Genomic DNA, 18,502 nt, shown 5'->3' with positions numbered 1-18,502 from the left:
TACGCGAGCGTCTCGCGGGATAGACTTCGACCATAGACGTGCTCAGCGACGTGATCGCCATCATGCGCACCGGACAGCCCCGATCCGCGCTCGTCGAGTGGCACGCCCCCTGGGGCCAGTGGTTCCCCTCGGCTCCGGGCTCGGCGGGCTTCCAGGTGATCATCCAAGGCTCGCCGTGGCTCATCCCGCCGGACGGCGACCCCGTTCAGCTGAGCGTCGGCGACGTGGTCTTCTTCCCGCACGGCCACGGCTACGCGATGGCCGACAGCCCGGCCACCCCGCTGGCCGACCCTGACTGCGACCCGCTGGAGGAGCGGGATCTGTTCGCCTCGGCCTCCATCGAGGGGCCCGGCGCGGCCACGGTCCTGCTCTGCGGCGGTTACCGGCTCGACCCCAGCCGGGCCCATCCGGTCCTGCGCGACCTGCCCGACATGGTCCACCTGCCCGCCCGGCTCGGCCACCACCCCGAGCTCCGCGCGGCCGTCGACCTGCTCGGCAGCGAGATCGGCAGTCCGCGCCTGGGCGCCGACACCGTCGTCACCTCGCTGCTCGACATGCTGCTGCTGTACATCCTGCGTGCCTGGCTCGACACCGAGCCCGGGCAGTGCGAGGTCGGCGGCTGGGCCATCGCCCTGGCCGACCCCTCCATCAGCGCGGCGCTCGACGCGATCCACCGCGATCCCGCCCATCCCTGGACGGTCGAGGCGCTCGGCGGCAAGGCCGGGCTCTCCCGCGCGGCCTTCTCCCGCCGCTTCACCAGCCTGATCGGCCAGCCGCCGCTCAGCTACGTCACGTGGTGGCGCCTGACCACGGCCGCCCGCCTGCTCCGCGAGTCCGATGACTCACTGAGCGAGATCTCCGCGCGCGTCGGCTACACCTCCGAGTTCGCCTTCGCCAACGCCTTCAAGCGCGAGTACGGCACACCGCCTGGCAGATACCGCCGCCACGTCTGCCCGTCACCTGCGCCTGCTGGGATGGCACAAACGACTTAGCGCCTAGGGAGGTGCGAGACGCATGAAGTGGGCGCGAAAGCCGTGCACGCGGCACACCTGCGGACAGCCCAGACCGCATACGGTGCGGCCATGACTTTTCGTGTCGCCATGGACATCGGCGGTACCTTCACCGACGTGGTCTGCTACGACGAGCAGACCGGTGCCGTGCTGGCCTCGAAGGCGCCGACCACCCCCGGAGATCTCGCCGAGGGCGTCTTCGCCGCTCTCGGCCGCGTGGTCGACGACCCGACCTTGATCTCCTTCTCGTGGATCTCCTTCTTCGTGCACGGCACCACCCAGGGTCTCAACGCCCTGCTCGAACGCAAGGGCGCCAAGGTCCTGCTGCTGACCAGCGCCGGCGCGCGCGACGTCTACCAGATCGCCCGCGGCAACCGCGAGCGCATGTTCGACCTGCGTTACCGCAAACCGACGCCGCTGGTGCCTCGTGCCGACGTCATGGAGGCGGCGGGCCGGCTCGACTGGCGCGGCGCGGAGCTCGAGCCCCTCGACGAGCAGGCCGTACGGCGGGCCGCGCAGCGCGTCAGGGCCGAGGGTTTCGACGCCGTCGCGGTCACGCTGCTGTTCTCCTTCGCCAACCCGGCCCACGAGCTCCGCGCGGGCGAGATCCTCCGGCAGGAGCTCGGCGACGACGTCCTGGTCGTGCTCAGTCACGAGGTGGCCAGGGAGTGGCGCGAGTACGAGCGCACCTCCTCCGCCGTGCTCGAGGCCTACGCCGGACCGGTCGTGCGCACCTACCTGTCGCGGATTGAGCGGCGCTTCGCCGAGCGCGGCCTGACCGTGCCCGTACACGTGATGCAGTCGTCCGGCGGCCTGGTCAACGCGGGTTTCGCGATGCGGCGGCCCCTGCAGACCCTGCTGTCGGGCCCCGTCGGCGGCACGATGGGCGGGGTTGCCGCGGCCCGCCTGCTCGGCCGCGCGAACGCCATCTGCGTGGACATGGGCGGCACCTCCTTCGACGTCTCCCTCGTCGTCAACGGCCGCCCGGACGTCAGCGCCGAGGCGCACATCGAGGGCTTCCCCGTCCTGATGCCGATCGTGAACCTGCACACCATCGGCGCGGGCGGCGGCTCCATCGCCTACGCCGAGGCGGGCGCGCTGCGCGTCGGCCCCGAGTCGGCGGGAGCCGTGCCGGGGCCCGCCTGCTACGGCAGGGGCGGCGACCGGCCGACCGTGACCGACGCCAACGTGGTGCTGGGCCGGGTCGATCCCGCCTGGTTCGCCGGCGGTCTGATGGAGCTGGACGTCGAGGCCGCGGGGACGGCCGTCGCCACGCTCGCCGGGACCCTCGGCATGGACCCGCTCCAGCTGGCCGAGGGCGTCTGCGACATCGCCAACGCCAAGATGGCCCAGGCCATCCGTACGCTCACGGTCGAGCACGGCGTGGAGCCGCGCGAGTTCGCCCTGGTCGCCTTCGGCGGCGCGGGCGCCATGCACGCCGTCTTCATCGCCCGCGAGCTCGGCATCGGCGAGGTGGTCGTGCCGCGCTTTCCCGGCGCCTTCTCCGCGTGGGGGATGCTGGAGGCCGACGTACGGCGCGACCTCACCCATCCGTACTTCCGCGCGCAGGACGACCTCGACGGCGGGCACCTGGCGGCGCGGCTGGCCGAGCTCGAACGCGACGCCATGGCCGCGCTCGACAGCCAGGGCGTCGCCCACGACCGGCGGCGGGTCGAGCACGCGCTGGACATGCGCTACGAGGGGCAGGACTACACGCTCACGATCCCGCTCCTGGACGCCACGGAGCCCGCGTCGCCCGGCTTCCTCCAAGCCATCGCCCAGCGCTACGCCGAGGCCCACACCAGCAGGTACGGCCATGCCACGCCCGAGGCACCGGTCGAGTTCGTCATGCTGCGCAGCACCGGCTTCGGCACCTTCCCCAAGGCCGCCACCGCGGCTCCGGCGCGCGAGACGCACCCGCCCGCCGTACGCGACGTGATCTTCGACGGACAGGTGCACCGCACCGCCGTCCTGCGCAGAAGCGCCCTGCCCGGCCCCCTGAACGGCGAGGTCGAGGGGCCCGCCATCGTGGTGGAGGAGACGGCCACCACCGTCATCCCGCCCGGCTGCCTGGCCACCGTCGACGCCAACGGCTTCCTGATCATCAAGGTGACCTCATGATCGACCCCGTGACCACAGAGATCATCCGCTGCGCGCTCCTCCAGGCGGCGGAGGACATGAACACCACGCTCATCCGCTCCTCCTACACGCCGGTCATCTACGAGGCCAAGGACTGCGCCGTCGCGCTCCTGGACCGCGACCACAACGTCCTCGGCCAGTCGAGCGGCCTGCCGATCTTCCTCGGCAACCTGGAGGTGTGCACCCGCGAGACCGAGCGGATGTTCGGCCGTGACGTCTGGCGGGAGGGCGACGTCTGGGTGCTCAACGACTCCTACATCGGCGGCACGCACCTCAACGACGTCACGGTCTACGGCCCGATCTTCGTCGGCGGCGAGCTCGTGGGGTTCGCCGCCTCGCGCGCCCACTGGCTCGACATGGGCTCCAAGGACCCCGGCGGCTCCATGGACTCCACCTCGATCTTCCAGGAGGGCCTGCGCATGGGCCCGATGAAGATCTACGAGAACGGCGCGCCCTGCCGCGACCTGCACGAGGTCATCGCCCGGAACGTCCGCTTCCCCCACGCCACGCTCGGCGACATGCGCGCCCAGGTCGCCTGCGCGATGACCGGGCAGCGGCGCCTGGCCGAGATCGTGGGGCGCTGGGGCGTCGAGACCGTGATGGCGGCCCGCGACGAGATCTTCGCCCAGACCGAGCGTCTCGAACGCCAGGCCGTCGCCGCCATCCCCGACGGCACCTACACCGCCGGCGGGTACCTCGACAACGACGGCATCGACCTGTCCACCCCGCTGCCGGTCAACGTCACCGTGACCGTCGAGGGTGAGCGCGTCCACGTCGACCTCACCGACTGCGCCGACCAGGCGACCGGGCCGGTCAACTGCGGGGCGGCCCAGGCGGTCGCCGCCGTCCGCGTCGCGTTCAAGCTGCTCATCAGCGCCGACGTGCCGCTCAACGGCGGCTCGTTCCGCCCCCTCGACGTGGCCACCAGGCCGGGCTCCATGCTGGCCGCCCGGTCGCCCGCCGCCTGCCAGTACTACTACTCCCACCTCGGCCTGCTCATCGACCTCGTCGTCAAGGCGCTGGCCCCGGTCGTGCCCGGCAGGGCCGCCGCCGCTTCTTACGGCGACTCCCTCATCGTCCAGTTCACCGGCGCCGACCCGCGTACCGGCAAGCTGTACGTCTCGCAGGAGGCCACGGTCGGCGGCTGGGGCGCCTGGGAGGGCGGCGACGGCGAGAACTGCCTGATCAACAACGTGAACGGGTCGCTGCGCGATATGCCGATCGAGGTGCTCGAAACGCTCTTCCCGGTCCGCGTCACCCGCTACGAGGTCCGCCCCGACACCGGCGGCCAGGGACAGTGGCGCGGGGGTAACGGCGTGGTCCGCGAGTACGAGTTCATCGGCGACACCTCGCTGTCGCTGTGGTTCGAGCGCTCGGTCACCCCTGCTTGGGGCCTGGCCGGCGGCGCGGCCGGCGCGCCGCCCCGCGTCACGCTCAACCCCGGCACGCCGCGGCAGCGCGAGATGCTCAAGGTCAACGCGCTGCCGGTCAGCGCGGGGGACGTGCTGCGCTGCGAGTCGGGCGGCGGCGGTGGGTACGGTCAGGCGGACCTGCGCGATCCTGATGCCGTGGCGGACGACCTCACCCAGGGGATGATCACCGGGTAGCGCGGCCAGGGGATGGTCACTCGGCAGTGCGGCCTAGCCTCCTTTGATCACGTGGCAGGCCAGCTGGAGCGCTAGCCGGGTGGCGCGGTCGTCCAGGTCGTACCCGGCCTCCCTGATCCTGTCCAGGCGGGCGGTCACGGTGTTGCGGTGCACGCCGAGGCGTTCGGCGGCCTTGATCGCGCCGCCCTCGCCCAGCACCGCGGCGAGCGTCTCCAGCAGCGTGCCGTCCCGGTCGATGGCCAGCAGCGGCTGGAGCACCACGGTGGCGGGGGCCCTGAGCGCGCTCCCCGGGATGGCGGCCAGCAGCTCGGCCGGGCCCATCCGGTCGGAACGGGCGACGCCTCCCGGTGCCGCGAGGAACGCGGCCGCCTGGGCGCCGAGCAGCGAGTCCCGCATCGCCCGCAGGTGGGCGACTTGCGCGCCGACGCCCGCCGCGCATGGCCAGGGCAGCGCGCGTACGGCCGCGCCGAGCCGTTCGGTCAGCCGGTCTGGGGGCAGCGGCGACCAGCCCGCCCAGCCGTCCTCCCTGCTGATCACCGGCACCTGTCCCACGGTGGCGACGATGACCGCTCGTACGCGTTCCGCGTCGCCCGGATCCGGTGTCCGTCCCTGGGGCCTGACCATGAACGCCGCCACCGGCCCGCGCACCGCCCACCCCTGAGCCACCGCCCGCGCACCCGTCTCTGTGGCCGTATCTGCGGTCGGCGGGCCTGTTTCCGGGGCGCCTGTTTCCGGCTTGTCCGTTTCTGCGGCCGGAGGGCTCGTTTCCGGCGCGCCCGTTCCTGGGCGCCTGTTTCCTTTGGCGCCTGTTTCTGGCGGCGGTGCGCCTGCTTCTGCGGCGGTGCTCCCGGTGGCGGCTTGGGAGGCGACTCCAGCAACGGCTTCGGTGGCGACATCAGTGGCAGCCTCGGTGGCGGCTTCGGCGAGGAGGCGGTCGGCCAAGGCGGACTGGAGGGCGAAGTCGCCGGATGCCGCCAGCCGTTCGGCCGCCGCCCACGTCACCAGCGGAGCGACGGCCAGGCTGAGCACCGTCCGTACCACCGCGGGCCAGCCGGCCGACTTCGCCGGGCCGGCCGCTACCAGCCTGCCCAGCACCAGCCCGTCAGGGCCGCGTACCACCACCTCGACGGGCCAGGGCTCCGAAGCAGCGCTTGGGGCGGCGCGATGGCCAGACGCGCGGCCCGGCGACAGAGCGGCCGCCCGGCCCGCCAGGAGCAGGCCGTACTCATCGACGAAGGCCACCGAGGTGCCGGGCAGTTCGGCGTTGAGCACCCCCAGCACCCGCCGCGCTGAAGCGCCCGCCTCGGCCAGCCGGGTCGCGCAGCGGGCGACGAGCTGGGTACGCGCGGCCGCGGGACGGGCCGCCGCCGACGCCACCTCCACGGCCGTCACCAGCGGATCGGCGTCCACGAAGATCAATGTGATGCCCAGGCGCTCGGCCAGCACCGCGCTCGAACCGCCCGAGACCGTGCCCGCGCCTTCGGCGGGCGCGATCACGCACGCCGCCGCCTGCTCCCAGGCCCGCCGCATCGCCATCTCCACCGCCCAGCCGCCACCGGCGGCCTGGCCGATCAGCACCACGGCCGTGTGCGGGGCCACCGTGGAGAACACCGACAGGTCGTCGACGATGCGCACGTGATGAACCGGGCGCTCACCGGTGCCGTACATGCGCGCACCCGCCAGCGGCCCCCCGTTGACCAGCTCGGCCACCGTGACGGGCACCTCCCAGCCCCGCGTCCCGCTCCCCGTCGTCATAGCGGGACCCCGAACGCGCGCAGGCCGCCCAGTGCGCGGCCCTCGTCGGTGTGCCAGGCGGGGGCGGCGGGCAGCACCAGCACCTCGATCGCCATCCCCGGCTCCGCCTTGTCCACGTCCACCACCATCCCGTCCGCCGAGGAGATCATGCAGATCTGGTCGGGCGCCATCGCCACCGCCGCCCCGTCGGCCAGCGCGAGCACGATCTCGTTGTGTGCCTCCAGGCGTACCAGCCTGCCGAGCCCCTCGCTCTCCTCCACCACGATGCTCGACGGGACCGACGGCATCGCCAGGTCCGCGCCATGCCCGCTGCTGCCCTCGACCGCGACGATCCGCCCCGCGCACAGCCGGCGCACGCCGTACGGCGCGGCGGCCGACCGCAGCGCGCCCGGCCGGCCCGCCGCCATCAGCATCGACACGGTTCCGGGCACCAGCGTCCGGGCGAGGTCGGCGGCCCGCATGGGATAACAGGCGGCCAGCCCCCACCCGCCGAACGACAGAACCACCGGCCGCAGCGTCTCCTCCACCCGGTCGGGCGCCGTCTCGATCAGCACCAGCTCTTCCCCGGGACCGGCCAGCGCCAGCGGGGCGGAGCTGATGCCGCCGAGGGTGTAGGTCGTCTGTTCCACCAGCGGGAACACCCGGCCCGTCCCATCGCCGTCGACCAGCGGCAGGCCAAGTGTCGCTGCGGTGATCAGGGGGAGGAGCGCGTTCTCGGCGGCCAGGTTCAGGGCCACGATCGCGCCTGAGCGGGTGCCGAGCCGACGTTCCAGCGCCTGTACGGCTCTCGTGGGCTCGCCGCCTCCTGGCAACTGCTCGCCCAGGGCCGTCGTGGAGCCGACCAGGGTGATCGCGACGCACAGGGTGTCGGGAGGCAGGTCGGTGGCCGCCACGAGCCGTACCGGCTTGTCGAGGACCGCGTCGGCCCAGTCGAGCGTCAGATGGAAGGAGGACTCGGCCGCTCCGGTGGCGAACAGCCTCGACCCGGCGGCGAGCGCCGCCAGCTCCGCCTGCCCGATCATGCCAGCCTCAGGGGCCACCCCGTCTTGGTGCGCGGAGATCGGGCGGTAGGCGGAGGGGCGGTGCCGCTCGGGTGGGGGTTCGCCGGGGGTGGTCATGGGGTGCTCCCGGCGGCGGTGACGCGTACCCGGTAGAGGCCGTCGGGCAGGTAGGACACCGGGTTGACCGTCATCTCCTCGATGCGGGCCGAGCCTGGGACGGCGCCCGCGCTCACCACTCGGGTCAGCGCCTCGTCACGGGCGTCGCCCAGCTCCCGGTCGAGCTCGGCCCTGCCTCTGGCCTGCACGATGCGTTCCACCTCAGCCACCGGCACCGCCAGCGTCGCACCGAACGCCACTGCGGCATCGGGGCGATCCGCCTCCGGCTGCCCGCCACGGAGGGCGGCGGCGGTGGCGCCTCGGGCGCACACCAGGGGGTAGCGGCGGAAGTAGTGGGCCGAGACGAGGCCACCGCCGGTCCGCGCGAAGTACACGGGGATGCCGGGAAGCCACGAGGCCACCAGGTCGGCCAGCCGTTCAGCCTGGGGGCGCAGAGACGCGTTGAGTATCGCCTCGCGTTCCCGTTCGCGCAGTCCCGGCCTGCCGAACTCGTAGGACAGCGTGATGCGGGCTTCTGGCACCTCGGCGGCCACCAGGTCGGCCACCGCCAGCTCGTGGTCGGCGAGGGCAGGCGACCCGGTGGCCGTCACCGCGAAGTCCACCAGGCCGCACCCAGCGGCGAAGGCCCGTACGGCGTCGGTGTCGAGGGCGGCCAGGGGGCGGCCGGTGAGGCTGTGCCCGCCGCGCACGATCGTCGCGGCTCCCTGAGGGTGCGGTACGTGCGGGGCGAGAGCCGGGGGACACGGCCCTCCCACCCTGATCGCGGCCACCGGCGCGGTCGGCTCGGCGTCGAGATCCATCGCCACGCAGGCCGCGCGGATCTCCCCCGGCCGCTCCGCCCCGAGAGCGCTGAAGCCGCTGGCCGGGATTGCCCGGCTGCTGTCAGGGAGGGCCTCCGCGAGCGCGTCCAGCGCGCCTGTTGCGGGGAACGCGGTGTCTGCCGTACCGGGCAAGGACCATGAGGACACCGGGACGCCATCGCGGACGGCCACGACGGTGGTCGTGAGCCGTCCGGGAGCGAGGCCGAGGATCATTCCAGCTCGTGTCCCTCTGTCTCCGGCAGCGGCACCGCGAGCAGGGCCGTGACCGCCATGAACGCGTTGATCACCAGCATCGTCGCGGTGAACCCTGTCGCGTTCGCCAGCAGCGCGCCCACCGCCGAGGGCGCCATCGTCGTGGCCACCAGCTGCGCGGCCGTCGCCCACGAGTAGCCGGTGCCACGCAGCGCGGTTGGGTAGAACTCGCCGTTCCACGTGTTCCAGACGCCCCACGCGCCCAGGCTGAAGAACGACAGGACGAAGTTGCCCGCGTACAGCTCGAAGGTGGAGTCCGCGAGCGCGAACCACAGGCCGCCGAGCGCGGCCGCCACGACGTACACGAGGAAGACCTTCTTGCGGCCGAACCGGCCGGTCAGCAGCGACGCGCTGACGTAGCCGGGGATCATCATCAGCGCGCTCAGCGCGGCGAAGCCGAGCGAGGAGTCGAGGGTGAGGCCCTTCTCCTGCAGCAGTGACGGCAGCCAGGTCTGCAGACCCCAGTAGCCCCAGTTGAAGGCGAAGTTCAGCAGCAGCATCACCACGGTGATCTTCGTCAGCCGGCCGCGCAGGAGGTCGAGCGGGTGGCCCACGCGCTGGGTCGCGACGGTGAAGGTGGCGTCGGCGTCGGGGCTGCTCAGGGCGCGCAGCACCTGGCGGGCCTCGTCCTGACGGCCGCGCGCGGCCAGCCAGTACGGCGACTCGGGCACCCACGCCCTGATCGCGAACGCCCACAGCCCCGCCGCCGCGCTGGCCAGGACCACGATGTGCCAGCCCAGGTGGCCCAGCGTCACGGAGGCGCCGATGGCGGCGAGCATGCCGATGGGCCAGCCGATCGACAGGTAGACCGCCGCCCTGCCTCGGCTCCTGGTGGGCAGCAGTTCGAGGAAGTACGGGAAGGTGATGGTGTAGACGCCCGCGAGGGCCAGACCCGAGGCGACGCGGAGGGTGACGAGGGTGGCCATGTTCGGGGCGAAGGCCGAGGCCAAGGCGATCACTCCGTAGGCCAGCAGCGACCAGAAGCAGGCGGGCTTGCGGCCGATGCGGTCGGCGAGCGGTCCCCAGACGAGCGAGCCGGGGATCATGCCGAAGGCCACCGCCGAGAGGACCACGCCGATGCCCGCCGGTCCGATGCCGAGGTCGTCGCCCAGGTCGCCGGAGACGTAGATGAGCGCGAGCTGTTCCCACGACTCGATGACGAAAGCGATGAACAGGGCCGCGGCGATGAGCAGATGCCGTCGGGTGAACGGCATCCGGTCGAACGCCGCCCCGATGGGCAGTGTCCTGGCGTCGGTGGCGGTCATGGGTACTCCTCGGAGCAGGGGCGCTGCTGGGATATGGCGCACCCTAGGACCGCCCCTTTTCCTCCCTGTGTGCACGGCGCCCATGCCTGGCCTGCCGCCTTGTGCACCTTGCCCTGATATTTCAGGATACGTGCAGGTCAGCGGGTGTTCTCATGGACGTGCACGATGAGCCATTCGCCGCTGGCGAAGCGTCGCAGCACGGTCGTGGTTCGTACGATCTCGGGCTTGCCTGTTTCGTAGTCGACGCGCAGGAGGTAGCGGGCCAGTGCGGTGTCGCCCCAGACGTCCACGACCTCGTCGTACGGCGTCACCCCCGTCTCCTTGGGACCGTCGGCCGGGCGGGCGTCGCGCACCTTGTCCAGCTGGGTTCTGCTGGTGATCAGGTCGGGCGCCTCGGAGTCGAAGATCGTGGCCTCGGGGTGCAGCAGGCGGTCGATGCCGGCCCTGTCGCCTCTGGCGTAGGCGTCGTACATGTTCGTCACCACCGCCCACACTGCCTGGCGAGTCATCGTTGGCCTCTCATTCGGGTCGCTTGCTTGATGGCCTGCGGTCGACCAGTCACTTTAAAGGCCCTGTCAGCCTCTCCGACCCGTCTCGGTCCCTGTGACGGTCCGTGGTGGCTGGGGTTCCTTTGGGAGATACCCCCTCTGGGGGAGGGGAAGAAGGCGGTCCGTGGTGGCTGGGCTCTTTGGGGTCCCCTTTCGGGGGCGGGCAAGGGGAGGGCCTGTTGTGGCAGAGGTCCTATGGACGGACGCCCTCTTCCGTGGCGAGGAGTGGTGGCTGGGCCTCTCGGGAGGGACGCAGCCTTCGGAGGCGGGGAAGAAGGCGGTCCGCCCCATGGGTCCTTCCGAGGGAGAGGACGAAAGGGGCCCGCGGGCGTCGTGCTAGAGGCCGAAGAGGGGGAGGCAGGGGTCCAGGTTGTGGATGTCGATGCCGTCCATCGGTTTCCAGTCGGTACGGGGCAGGCGGAAGCGGCGGCCCGTCGCCACCGTGCCCTTTCGGTTGTGCAGGATGATGCCGTCCTCGTGGTAGCCGAGGCGGCGCGTCACCGCGAGTGAGGCGTGGTTGTCGTGGAACGCCTCCGTCGTCGCGTACTCCGCGCCCAGACCCTCGAAGGCCAGGTGGAGCACCGCCGCGCGCATCTCCCTGCCGATGCCCCTGCCCTGGAAGCGTTTGCCGAGCCACGAGCCCGTCCCGACCTCCCGGGTGACCAGGAAGTCGGAGGCCATCAGCGCCTGCACGCCGACCACCCGCCCCTCGGAGACCACCGCGAACTCCAGCGTCCACTTCTCCCTGCTGAACTCGGCCCAGGTACGGAAGTGGTAGCGGACGGTGGCCTTGGCCCGCTCCTGCGGCTCGGCGTCGGACCACGGGAACAGGAACGGCATGTAGCCCGGCTCGTGCACGCCCTCGGCCGCTCGATCACCGAGCTCGTCGAGGTCCGCGAGCGACGGCACGCGGAGTTCGAGACGCGGGGTGGTCACGGAGAGCCCGAAGAGCGGCCAGTTGCGCATGTCACTGATCTTCCCAGCTCACGGCCCGGTCCGGCGACCGATTTAGACACCTTGGGGCAGGTGGAAGACCCGGCCGGGATCGTAGGCGGCCTTCACGGCGGCCAGGCGCGGCGCGTTGGCTCCGTAGTAGGCGCTCCGCCAGTCGGTCAGGTCCGGGTCGATGTAGTTCACGTACGCGTGATCGCCCAGATGCGCACGCATGTCGCCGTGGATGCCGCGCAGCCAGGCCCGGCCGGTGCCCTTCGAGTAGTACTGGACGCCGAACAACGCCGCCCGGTGCGGGAAGGCGGTGGCGTCCGGGCGGACGCGGGCGACCGCGCCACCCAGCGCGTCCAGTTGCACGGTGTGCTCCCCAGCCTGGGCCGCCCCGGCGACCAGCGCCCTGACCCCGGCCGCCGACAGCTTCTGGTAGGCCAGGTGCGACTTGGCCGCGAAGGTGTCCCGGCTGAGGCGGCCCGCGGCGGTCTGGCCCGGAAGGTGGCACTGTGCGACCGAGAGCGACGAGCAGCCCGCCATGACCATCATGGCGTGTCCGTAGGACGTCGTGGAGGCGTAGCGGGAGGAGGGGCGGCCGATCCCGGCGACGAGCGGTGCCAGGAGGCGGTCGAGCGCCGCCTTCCCGCCCAGGTACGTGCCGCCGATCTGCACGTCCAGCCCGTTGTTCCGGGTCAGGTGCAGCGTGGACCACAGCTCGTCCGGCGCGGTGGGCGCCCAGGACTGCCAGGCCTTGACCGCCGCCTCGGCCTTGGCCCACGGCCAGTGCAGGAAGAACACGGTGGTGTCGCGGGTCTGGTGGGTGCGGAAGGTGAAGGACACGGCCACGCCGAAGTTCCCGCCGCCGCCGCCCCTGCACGCCCAGTAGAGGTCGGGGTGGTGGTCGGCGTCGCAGGTCAGGAGGCGGCCGTCGGCCGTGACGATCCGTACGGACTCGAGCGTGTCGCAGGTCAGCCCATACTTCCTGGAGACCACGCCGATCCCGCCGCCCAGCGCCAGGCCGCTCACCCCGACCGTGGGGCACGAACCGGCGGGGATGCTCACGCCGTGGCGGGCCAGCTTGTCGTAGACGTCGACCAGCTTGGCCCCGGCGCCCACGGTGGCGCGGCCGGCCGCGTAGCTGACGGAGTTCATCCGGGAGACGTCGATCACCAGGCCGGTGCCGGTGGACCAGCCCGCGTAGGAGTGGCCGCCCGAGCGGGCGGTGACGGGCAGGCGGTTCGCGCGGACGAAGGACAGGCACGCGGAGACGTCCGCGGGGGTCGCGCAGTAGGCGACGCCGCCCGGCCTGATGCCGTCGAAGGCGGGATTGAACAGCCGTCGCGCCGCGCCGTACCCCGCGTCGGCCGGCAGGACCAGCTTGCCGGTGAGGCGGCGGCGTAACCCCGGCCAGTCGGGGGCGGAGGAGGCGAGCGCGGGCGGTACGGAGACCAAGCCCAGTACCGGTGCCAGCGTGGCGGCGCGGAGGAAGTCGCGGCGGTCCATGGTCGTCTCCTGGTGATCGTGGTGAACCGATCGGTGAGACGACCCTGGAAGCCGCCGGGTTGGTCACAAATGCATAACCAGGGGAGCCCGGTCAGGGTGCGGGAGGGGCGCCCGGTCCGTCCGCCTGAGCGCGCTCAGGCGGACGGACCGGGGGATTAACCCGCCCGTACCGCTATGGACTCGTTGAGGCGCAGGGCCAGCGCGGGGCACATGTCGACGGCCCGACGCGCCTCCTTCGCCATCCAGCCCGGCACGGTCTTGAAGGACGGGAAGCCGTATTCGTCCAGTTCCACGAATTCCGGCAGCAGGTGCGCGCACAGGCCGTGGCCCTCGCAACGGGTCCAGTCCACGTCCAGGCGGTACTCGGGCTCGTCCTCGTGCTCCGGGAGGGGCAGCACGCCGCGGACCGGCCGGCCGCAGGAGCCGTACTCCAGGTGAAGCGCGATGTCGCTCTCGAAGGCGTCCAGGGAGGAGAGGACGAACCTGGCGGTGCCGTCGGGGTGGAAGCAGGCGCCTCTCCGCTCGACGGCCCGTACGGTGCGGCGTACCGCGTCCGTGGACCCGGTGCCCTCGGCCAGCGCGAGCAGTGCCCGCGCCACGTCGGGCAGCCCGAGGCGGCACGGACCGCACTGGCCCGAGGACTGGGCGGCGAGGTAGGCCGCCACCCGGGTGGTCTCGCCGAGTGGGCAGGTCGAGTCGCCGAGCGGGACGATGATCCCGGCTCCCAGCTCGCTGCCCATCGCCTTCATGCCTTCGCGCGAGATCACCGCGGAGAGGGCGTTCTCGTAGCTCATCCAGGCGCCGTGGTAGCCGCCCATGAGGACGCCGTCGCCGATCTCCGCCTCGCACAGGTCGAGGACGTCGATCAGCGGGGTGCCCGTGGGCGCCTCCACGACGGCGGGGTTGGTGGCGCCGCCGCTCACGCTGAGCAGGACGGTGCCGGGCTCCTTGGCGGTGCCGTACTCGGCGTAGCCTTCGGGGCCGAACTCGGCGAGCAGGGCGAGCTGGGCGAAGGTCTCCGTGTTCGACAGCAGTGTGGGCAGGCCGTCCACGCCGCTCTCGGCGGCGCGCTTCTTGCGGCCGTTGGGGATGGCCAGGTCGCCGTTGACGCCGCGCACCAGCGCGCCGCCCTCGCCCGAGATGAACCGCTCCTCCAGGCCGACCACCCGGATCCGTACGTGGCTCTCCTGGCCGCCCGCCACATTGGCGGCGCGCCGCTCGGCCACGGCCGCGGAGACCGACGACTCGGCCACCTCGCCGCCGGACCCGATCGCCACGACGACCTCGCGCGCGTGCAGGGCCTCGGCGGCGAGAACCGCTCCGTCGAGCACGAGGTGCGGGTTGCGGATGAGCATCATGGTGTCCTTGAAGCTGGCCGGCTCGCCCTCCGAGCCGTTGACCAGCACGACACTCTCGCGGGCCCCGGCGGCGTCGGCGACGGCGCGCAGCTTGCGGCCGACGGGGAACGCCGCTCCGCCTCGGCCGCGCATGTCGACCTCGTTCACCTGGGCGATCAGGGTCTCGATATCGCGCAACACCGGCTCGCCATGAAGCGTCCGGTGCGCCGGCAGATCGATCCGCCTCGTGTGCTCCAGCCCGGCGGTCAGCCGGGCCGGGCCCACGCGTAACACGCGTGGGACTCTATGCGGGATCACTCTGGCGCCTCCTGGGCATTCCTGTGCGGTCTCATCCCGCCTCCCGGTACTTCCTGCGCGCCGCGTCCAGGCTCACCGGCGCGTTGACGTCCACCGGCCGCTCGACCGGTGAGGTGTCGACCTCCGGCGTCTTCACCCATTCCGGCTGGAGAGCCGGCCTGAGCATGGTGGCGAGCACTCGTACGAGCAGCGCCCCACCGACCGCCGCGAGGCAGGCGATGTAGGACCACGCCACCCAGGCCGCCGGAGGGCGGCCCGCGGTCAGGCCATGCATGATGGCCACGGGCCAGGACAGGTACGCGGTGGCGTGGAGCGCCCGCCAAATCCATGGCTTGGCCGTCACCGCGAACCGTCCTCGGACCATCCCCGACACAACGATGATCACCATCATGTCGAAGGCTACAGCGCCGAATCCCACATAGATACCGGCAATTGGGACCACTGTCGCGGCCAGTGGGGCATGCCCCAGACTGACCATGAGCGTGATGTGCGTGACCAGGTAGGCCATCCCGATCATCGCTGTGGCCCGGTGTGCCAGCTGTGCCCTGACCCTGTTGGACGGGGACAGGAAGACGCGTTCGGTAGTGAGCAGGCCGAGCCCGACCGTCGCGCTCAGCAGCACCAGGGCGAACACGCCCGCGTAGAACTCGAGGAAAGCCACCCCTTGGCCGAGCACGGAGATTCCGCTGTCGGTCCTGGTCAGGGCGAACCCCGCCAGGACCAACGCGGCGAGCACGGCGCTTACTCCGAACCGGACATACCTGGAGTCCAGCTTGCTCGGAGCGTGCCGGGGCAGTCTTCTGTGGAGCATCGATTCCCTCCATGGTCGTCGATTGAGGGTGCGACTCGGGAGGGCCGATCTACGTCAGCAACGACGTCCGCGGTTGATGCAGCTGACCACGAAGTTCATGAGCTGGTCAGACATCACGTTGGCGAAGTCGGCGTGATCGGTCACCGGATTGTGCTTCTGCTCAGGGAACGCGTCCACGGCGAAGGACGGCCCCTGTGGAACCGAGTACGTGAGGGACATGCGCAGCTGTGGGATGGCCTTGGTTCCCTGCGGGCAGGCGCCACCCTGTCCCGGGAACACCACGTGCGTACGGTGGTTGGCGCTGTCGGTGTTCTGGCCGTCCCAGCAACTTGGGAAATCTAGAATACGGACAACCTGGCTGCCGCGTGGGCAGAGTGGATATTTGTTATTAGTGATGCGGTTCTGGAAGCCGGTACACGTCCACGCCGCCTTCGCGTTCGCCCCGCCGTTCGTGGCCGCCTTGGCGTCACCGGTGATGATCCTCAGGAACCTCGGCATCGCGACCACCCTGGACGAGGCGTTGCCGCGGAACTGGAGGGTCACCTGGCGGGCCCGCAGGACCTGGCCGACGTTGCCGTCCTGGTCGCTGGTGTTGACGTCCACCTTGCGATCGCGGAGCACCGGCCAGAAGTAGGCCGACTTGTCGCCGAACCGGCAGGTGGTGCCGCCCGCGGCGAGACTCTGGTCCGTCGAGAACCCGTCCGTCGTCAGGTTGCCCACGTAGTCGTGCAGGTGGTGAGCGCCGTTGCTCACGCCCGGAGCGACGATGAAGTTGTCGGGGTTGTTGTGCTTGTTGCCGTTCGTCCCGCAGGAGGAGACGAAGGTGCCCCTTGAACCGTTCCTACCGAATTGGGGGTTGGCGAGCTGGCCGCGGCCGACCTGGCGGATGTCGACGAAGTCCTCGACGAACGGGCCGAGGTCGGCGCACTCGCCCTCGTCGTGGTCGCTCTCGGTGGGGGAGGGGGTGGCAGACGGGCGCTTCGTCGGGTTCTGGTTGTTGTTGTTGCCCCGGCGGCGGAACTGCTGCTGCTGCTGGCCCTGCTGGTCCTGTTGCTGATCCTGACCTTGCTGGTCCTGCTGGTCCTGCTGGTCCTGCTGCTGGTCCTGGTTGTTGTTCTGCTGGTCCTGGCCGTTACCGGTGTCCTGCGTTCCCGGCTCCGGGGTCGGCGCGGCCAAGAGGGCTCCGCCGCCTTGCTGCTGCTGCTGACCCTGCTGCTGTTGCTGCCCCTGGTCCTGCTGCTGCTGGCCCTGCTGGTCCTGTTGCTGCTGACCTTGCTGGTCCTGCTGCCCCTGGTCCTGTTGCTGCTGATCCTGGTTGTTCTGTTGCTGACCCTGGTCCTGCTGCTGTTGCTGGTCCTGGTTGTCCGGAGCCTGCTGCTGTCGCCTTTGTTGCGTCGGTGATTGAGACGGCTGCTGGTTGTTGCTCTGCTGCGCCGGATCGCAATGGTCCGCAAGCGCCGGACCGACGCCGATCACGGCCGCGGACACCAGGCCGCTGGCCATCACGGCCAGGGCGGACACGGCCGCGGCCGTGCGTCTGGATCTCCTCATTACTGTCTCCTCGTATCGACCGCCGTTGCGACGGGTGGAACCGGTGAGGGCGTGGGGGGCTCGGGAAGCTCGCCGAAGTCGACCAGGCCAGTGCCTTCGAGCAGCGTCATGTGCTTCAGCACCACCGTGTTGGCGGTGTTGGCGAACTTCCTGATCTCGCTGTTGCGGGTCCCCGCCCGCACGTTTGCCACGACGGCGAAGACCTTGCCGTGCGCGGCTCGCAACAGGTTGGCGAAGTCCTTGTCGAAGGCGGGACCCTTCTCCGCGGACAGCTGGGCCATCCAGCTCTGCTGATCGGCATTGGCCACGTCTGGGATGGGCACGCCGAGTTTCGCGGCGAGCGCGCGTGTCGCCTCGTCCAGCTTCGTGTGATCTTCGACCAGGTGCCTCCCGGTCTCCTTCACGCTCGCTGACTCGGCGCGTGTCTGGGCCCATTGGCCAACAGGAATCTCCCAGAGGCCCGCCTGGCGTACTCTGACTAGCAGGTCGCGGTCCGCCGGCCCGAGGGGACCGGCGGCCGACTGCGTGTACTGAGTGGATCCTGCGGAGCTCCCTGGTGGCAGGACCAGCAGGATCGTGACCGTGGCAGCCACTGCGAAGCCGCCGAACATGAGCAGTTCGCCGCGCAAAAGCCTGTGCATGATCGGAGGTACGTGGGCCTTCGGGAACCGGTTCACTCACGGGGTCGGAATAGTCAGAAATGACTGGAGTTATCGGAGTGGCTACCGGAGTGATAACGAAGGTGTAAAGATGTGCCCCGTGCTAGGTCATCTCGCCGGCAAGTTAGAGAGTACGGATGCCGAGGCGGAACACCGCATTGCGGTGCTCTACCAGGAGTTCGGCGGCCCTCTGCTGCGCCACGTACGCAAGTCGACCGGGAACGATCTTCAATGGGCCGAAGACGTCGTTCAAGAGACGATCGTTAGAGCCTGGCGTCACTCGGCAAGACTTCAATGGGAGCCCAGCCTCATCTGGGCATGGCTACTGACAGTGGCCCGCCGTATCGTCATCGACGGTCGCCGGCGTAAGAGTGTTCGGCCGCACGAGGTCGAACCGCCGGAAGTCGACATGTTGGCGGTCCCTGACGGCTCGGAGCGGGCGCTCTCGGCCATGGTGGTCGCTGACGCGCTGCGGAGCCTGTCAGAAGAACACCGGGAAGTCATTGAGCAGACCTACCTTCGGGACCGTACGATAAATGAAGCGGCGGAGATTCTGGGGATCCCGCCGGGCACGGTGAAGTCCAGGCTCTACTACGGGATCCGGGCTCTCCGTGTGCTTCTGCGGGACAAGGGGGTAGCCGGGTAATGCATGAAGGGGTGGCCGCCTACGTCCTCGGTGTCCTCGATGAAGAGGAGCTGGAGGAGTTCGAGCGCCACCTCGACACATGCGCAAGGTGCCAGGCGGAGCTCCAGGACATGGCCGAGATTCCGAGCCGGCTCGACGAGCTCAAACACCTGCCCTCAGCCGCTGAGGACGACCCGCCGATGTCGATGTCACGTTGACCTTTTTCCCCTTTTCGGGTGAT

17 protein-coding genes are annotated in these 18,502 nt (G+C 70.8%); 6 read left to right on the top strand and 11 right to left on the bottom strand.

The genetic code is table 11. The annotated features are described in order from the left end of the window. Positions 1–32 precede the first annotated feature (32 nt). The 3 genes from LDL49_RS30360 (at position 33) to LDL49_RS30350 (ending at position 4,756) form a co-directional block, all read left to right on the top strand. Complete coding sequence (locus LDL49_RS30360) at positions 33–992, top strand: AraC family transcriptional regulator (protein WP_225296070.1); 960 nt, start codon at positions 33–35, stop codon at positions 990–992. A gap of 90 nt (positions 993–1,082) precedes the next feature. Then, a complete protein-coding gene (locus tag LDL49_RS30355; RefSeq protein WP_225295866.1) occupies positions 1,083–3,131 on the top strand; it encodes a hydantoinase/oxoprolinase family protein in 2,049 nt (682 codons plus the stop codon). After that, a complete protein-coding gene (locus LDL49_RS30350; protein WP_225295864.1) occupies positions 3,128–4,756 on the top strand; it encodes a hydantoinase B/oxoprolinase family protein in 1,629 nt (542 codons plus the stop codon). Before LDL49_RS30355 ends, LDL49_RS30350 begins: the two co-directional genes overlap by 4 nt. Before the next feature lie 33 nt (positions 4,757–4,789). Here the strand turns inward: LDL49_RS30350 and LDL49_RS30345 are convergent, their stop codons facing one another. The 10 genes from LDL49_RS30345 to LDL49_RS30300 form a co-directional block, all read right to left on the bottom strand. Beyond that, positions 4,790–6,511 carry a helix-turn-helix domain-containing protein gene (locus LDL49_RS30345; protein WP_225295862.1) on the bottom strand — a complete coding sequence of 574 codons (1,722 nt, stop codon included), beginning with the start codon at positions 6,509–6,511 and terminating at the stop codon, positions 4,790–4,792. Continuing rightward, a complete protein-coding gene (locus tag LDL49_RS30340; protein WP_225295860.1) occupies positions 6,508–7,629 on the bottom strand; it encodes a DUF917 domain-containing protein in 1,122 nt (373 codons plus the stop codon). The genes LDL49_RS30345 and LDL49_RS30340 overlap by 4 nt, the downstream gene beginning before the upstream one ends. Then, a complete protein-coding gene (locus LDL49_RS30335) occupies positions 7,626–8,663 on the bottom strand; it encodes a hypothetical protein (RefSeq protein WP_225295858.1) in 1,038 nt (345 codons plus the stop codon). The genes LDL49_RS30340 and LDL49_RS30335 overlap by 4 nt, the downstream gene beginning before the upstream one ends. Beyond that, positions 8,660–9,967, bottom strand: coding sequence for an MFS transporter (locus tag LDL49_RS30330; protein WP_225295856.1), 1,308 nt, complete (start codon positions 9,965–9,967; stop codon positions 8,660–8,662). The genes LDL49_RS30335 and LDL49_RS30330 overlap by 4 nt, the downstream gene beginning before the upstream one ends. A 137-nt stretch (positions 9,968–10,104) precedes the next feature. Then, the gene (locus LDL49_RS30325; protein ID WP_225295855.1) at positions 10,105–10,476 is read right to left on the bottom strand and encodes a YybH family protein; all 372 of its coding nucleotides are present in this window, start codon (positions 10,474–10,476) and stop codon (positions 10,105–10,107) included. Between the two features lie 375 nt (positions 10,477–10,851). Continuing rightward, positions 10,852–11,481: a GNAT family N-acetyltransferase gene (locus tag LDL49_RS30320; RefSeq protein WP_225295853.1), complete on the bottom strand. Its 630-nt coding sequence runs from the start codon at positions 11,479–11,481 to the stop codon at positions 10,852–10,854. Positions 11,482–11,523: 42 nt separating this feature from the next. Continuing rightward, positions 11,524–12,960, bottom strand: coding sequence for an FAD-binding oxidoreductase (locus tag LDL49_RS30315; protein ID WP_225295851.1), 1,437 nt, complete (start codon positions 12,958–12,960; stop codon positions 11,524–11,526). A gap of 155 nt (positions 12,961–13,115) precedes the next feature. Next, complete coding sequence (locus tag LDL49_RS30310) at positions 13,116–14,591, bottom strand: ferredoxin (protein ID WP_308016210.1); 1,476 nt, start codon at positions 14,589–14,591, stop codon at positions 13,116–13,118. Positions 14,592–14,646: 55 nt separating this feature from the next. Further along, the gene (locus tag LDL49_RS30305) at positions 14,647–15,426 is read right to left on the bottom strand and encodes a hypothetical protein (RefSeq protein ID WP_225295849.1); all 780 of its coding nucleotides are present in this window, start codon (positions 15,424–15,426) and stop codon (positions 14,647–14,649) included. 54 nt (positions 15,427–15,480) lie between these two features. Beyond that, positions 15,481–16,602: a DUF1996 domain-containing protein gene (locus LDL49_RS30300; RefSeq protein WP_225295847.1), complete on the bottom strand. Its 1,122-nt coding sequence runs from the start codon at positions 16,600–16,602 to the stop codon at positions 15,481–15,483. 15 nt (positions 16,603–16,617) lie between these two features. On the opposite strand from LDL49_RS30300, the gene LDL49_RS30295 reads away from it, so the two are divergent. Continuing rightward, positions 16,618–16,827: a hypothetical protein gene (locus LDL49_RS30295; protein ID WP_225295846.1), complete on the top strand. Its 210-nt coding sequence runs from the start codon at positions 16,618–16,620 to the stop codon at positions 16,825–16,827. A gap of 149 nt (positions 16,828–16,976) precedes the next feature. Here LDL49_RS30295 and LDL49_RS30290 read toward each other — a convergent pair whose 3' ends face one another. Next, positions 16,977–17,618, bottom strand: a complete 642-nt coding sequence (locus tag LDL49_RS30290) for a DUF4142 domain-containing protein (RefSeq protein WP_225295844.1) — start codon at positions 17,616–17,618, stop codon at positions 16,977–16,979. Here LDL49_RS30290 and LDL49_RS30285 point away from each other — a divergent pair. Together LDL49_RS30285 and LDL49_RS30280 are read left to right on the top strand one after the other, a co-directional pair. Next, the gene (locus LDL49_RS30285; protein WP_225295842.1) at positions 17,617–18,282 is read left to right on the top strand and encodes a sigma-70 family RNA polymerase sigma factor; all 666 of its coding nucleotides are present in this window, start codon (positions 17,617–17,619) and stop codon (positions 18,280–18,282) included. The two genes, LDL49_RS30290 and LDL49_RS30285, sit on opposite strands and share 2 nt — an antisense overlap. Further along, positions 18,282–18,479 (top strand): zf-HC2 domain-containing protein, encoded by a 198-nt coding sequence (locus LDL49_RS30280; RefSeq protein ID WP_225295840.1) that lies wholly within the window; start codon positions 18,282–18,284, stop codon positions 18,477–18,479. The genes LDL49_RS30285 and LDL49_RS30280 overlap by 1 nt, the downstream gene beginning before the upstream one ends. Positions 18,480–18,502 lie beyond the last annotated feature (23 nt).

The organism is Nonomuraea aurantiaca (genome assembly GCF_020215705.1).
Lineage (GTDB): Bacteria > Actinomycetota > Actinomycetes > Streptosporangiales > Streptosporangiaceae > Nonomuraea > Nonomuraea aurantiaca.
The sequence above is the reverse complement of the archived record's forward strand: the minus strand, read 5'-3'. Positions and strand labels throughout refer to the sequence as shown.

Bases quoted from the DNA above. Each gene is read 5' to 3' on its own strand.
- LDL49_RS30280 (WP_225295840.1), top strand. From the start codon at position 18,282: ATGCATGAAGGGGTGGCCGCCTACGTCCTCGGTGTCCTCGATGAAGAG.
- LDL49_RS30315 (WP_225295851.1), bottom strand. From the start codon at position 12,960: ATGGACCGCCGCGACTTCCTCCGCGCCGCCACGCTGGCACCGGTACTG.
- LDL49_RS30305 (WP_225295849.1), bottom strand. From the start codon at position 15,426: ATGCTCCACAGAAGACTGCCCCGGCACGCTCCGAGCAAGCTGGACTCC.
- LDL49_RS30330 (WP_225295856.1), bottom strand. From the start codon at position 9,967: ATGACCGCCACCGACGCCAGGACACTGCCCATCGGGGCGGCGTTCGAC.
- LDL49_RS30350 (WP_225295864.1), top strand. From the start codon at position 3,128: ATGATCGACCCCGTGACCACAGAGATCATCCGCTGCGCGCTCCTCCAG.
- LDL49_RS30325 (WP_225295855.1), bottom strand. From the start codon at position 10,476: ATGACTCGCCAGGCAGTGTGGGCGGTGGTGACGAACATGTACGACGCC.
- LDL49_RS30345 (WP_225295862.1), bottom strand. From the start codon at position 6,511: ATGACGACGGGGAGCGGGACGCGGGGCTGGGAGGTGCCCGTCACGGTG.
- LDL49_RS30340 (WP_225295860.1), bottom strand. From the start codon at position 7,629: ATGACCACCCCCGGCGAACCCCCACCCGAGCGGCACCGCCCCTCCGCC.
- LDL49_RS30285 (WP_225295842.1), top strand. From the start codon at position 17,617: ATGATCGGAGGTACGTGGGCCTTCGGGAACCGGTTCACTCACGGGGTC.
- LDL49_RS30320 (WP_225295853.1), bottom strand. From the start codon at position 11,481: ATGCGCAACTGGCCGCTCTTCGGGCTCTCCGTGACCACCCCGCGTCTC.
- LDL49_RS30355 (WP_225295866.1), top strand. From the start codon at position 1,083: ATGACTTTTCGTGTCGCCATGGACATCGGCGGTACCTTCACCGACGTG.
- LDL49_RS30335 (WP_225295858.1), bottom strand. From the start codon at position 8,663: ATGATCCTCGGCCTCGCTCCCGGACGGCTCACGACCACCGTCGTGGCC.
- LDL49_RS30290 (WP_225295844.1), bottom strand. From the start codon at position 17,618: ATGCACAGGCTTTTGCGCGGCGAACTGCTCATGTTCGGCGGCTTCGCA.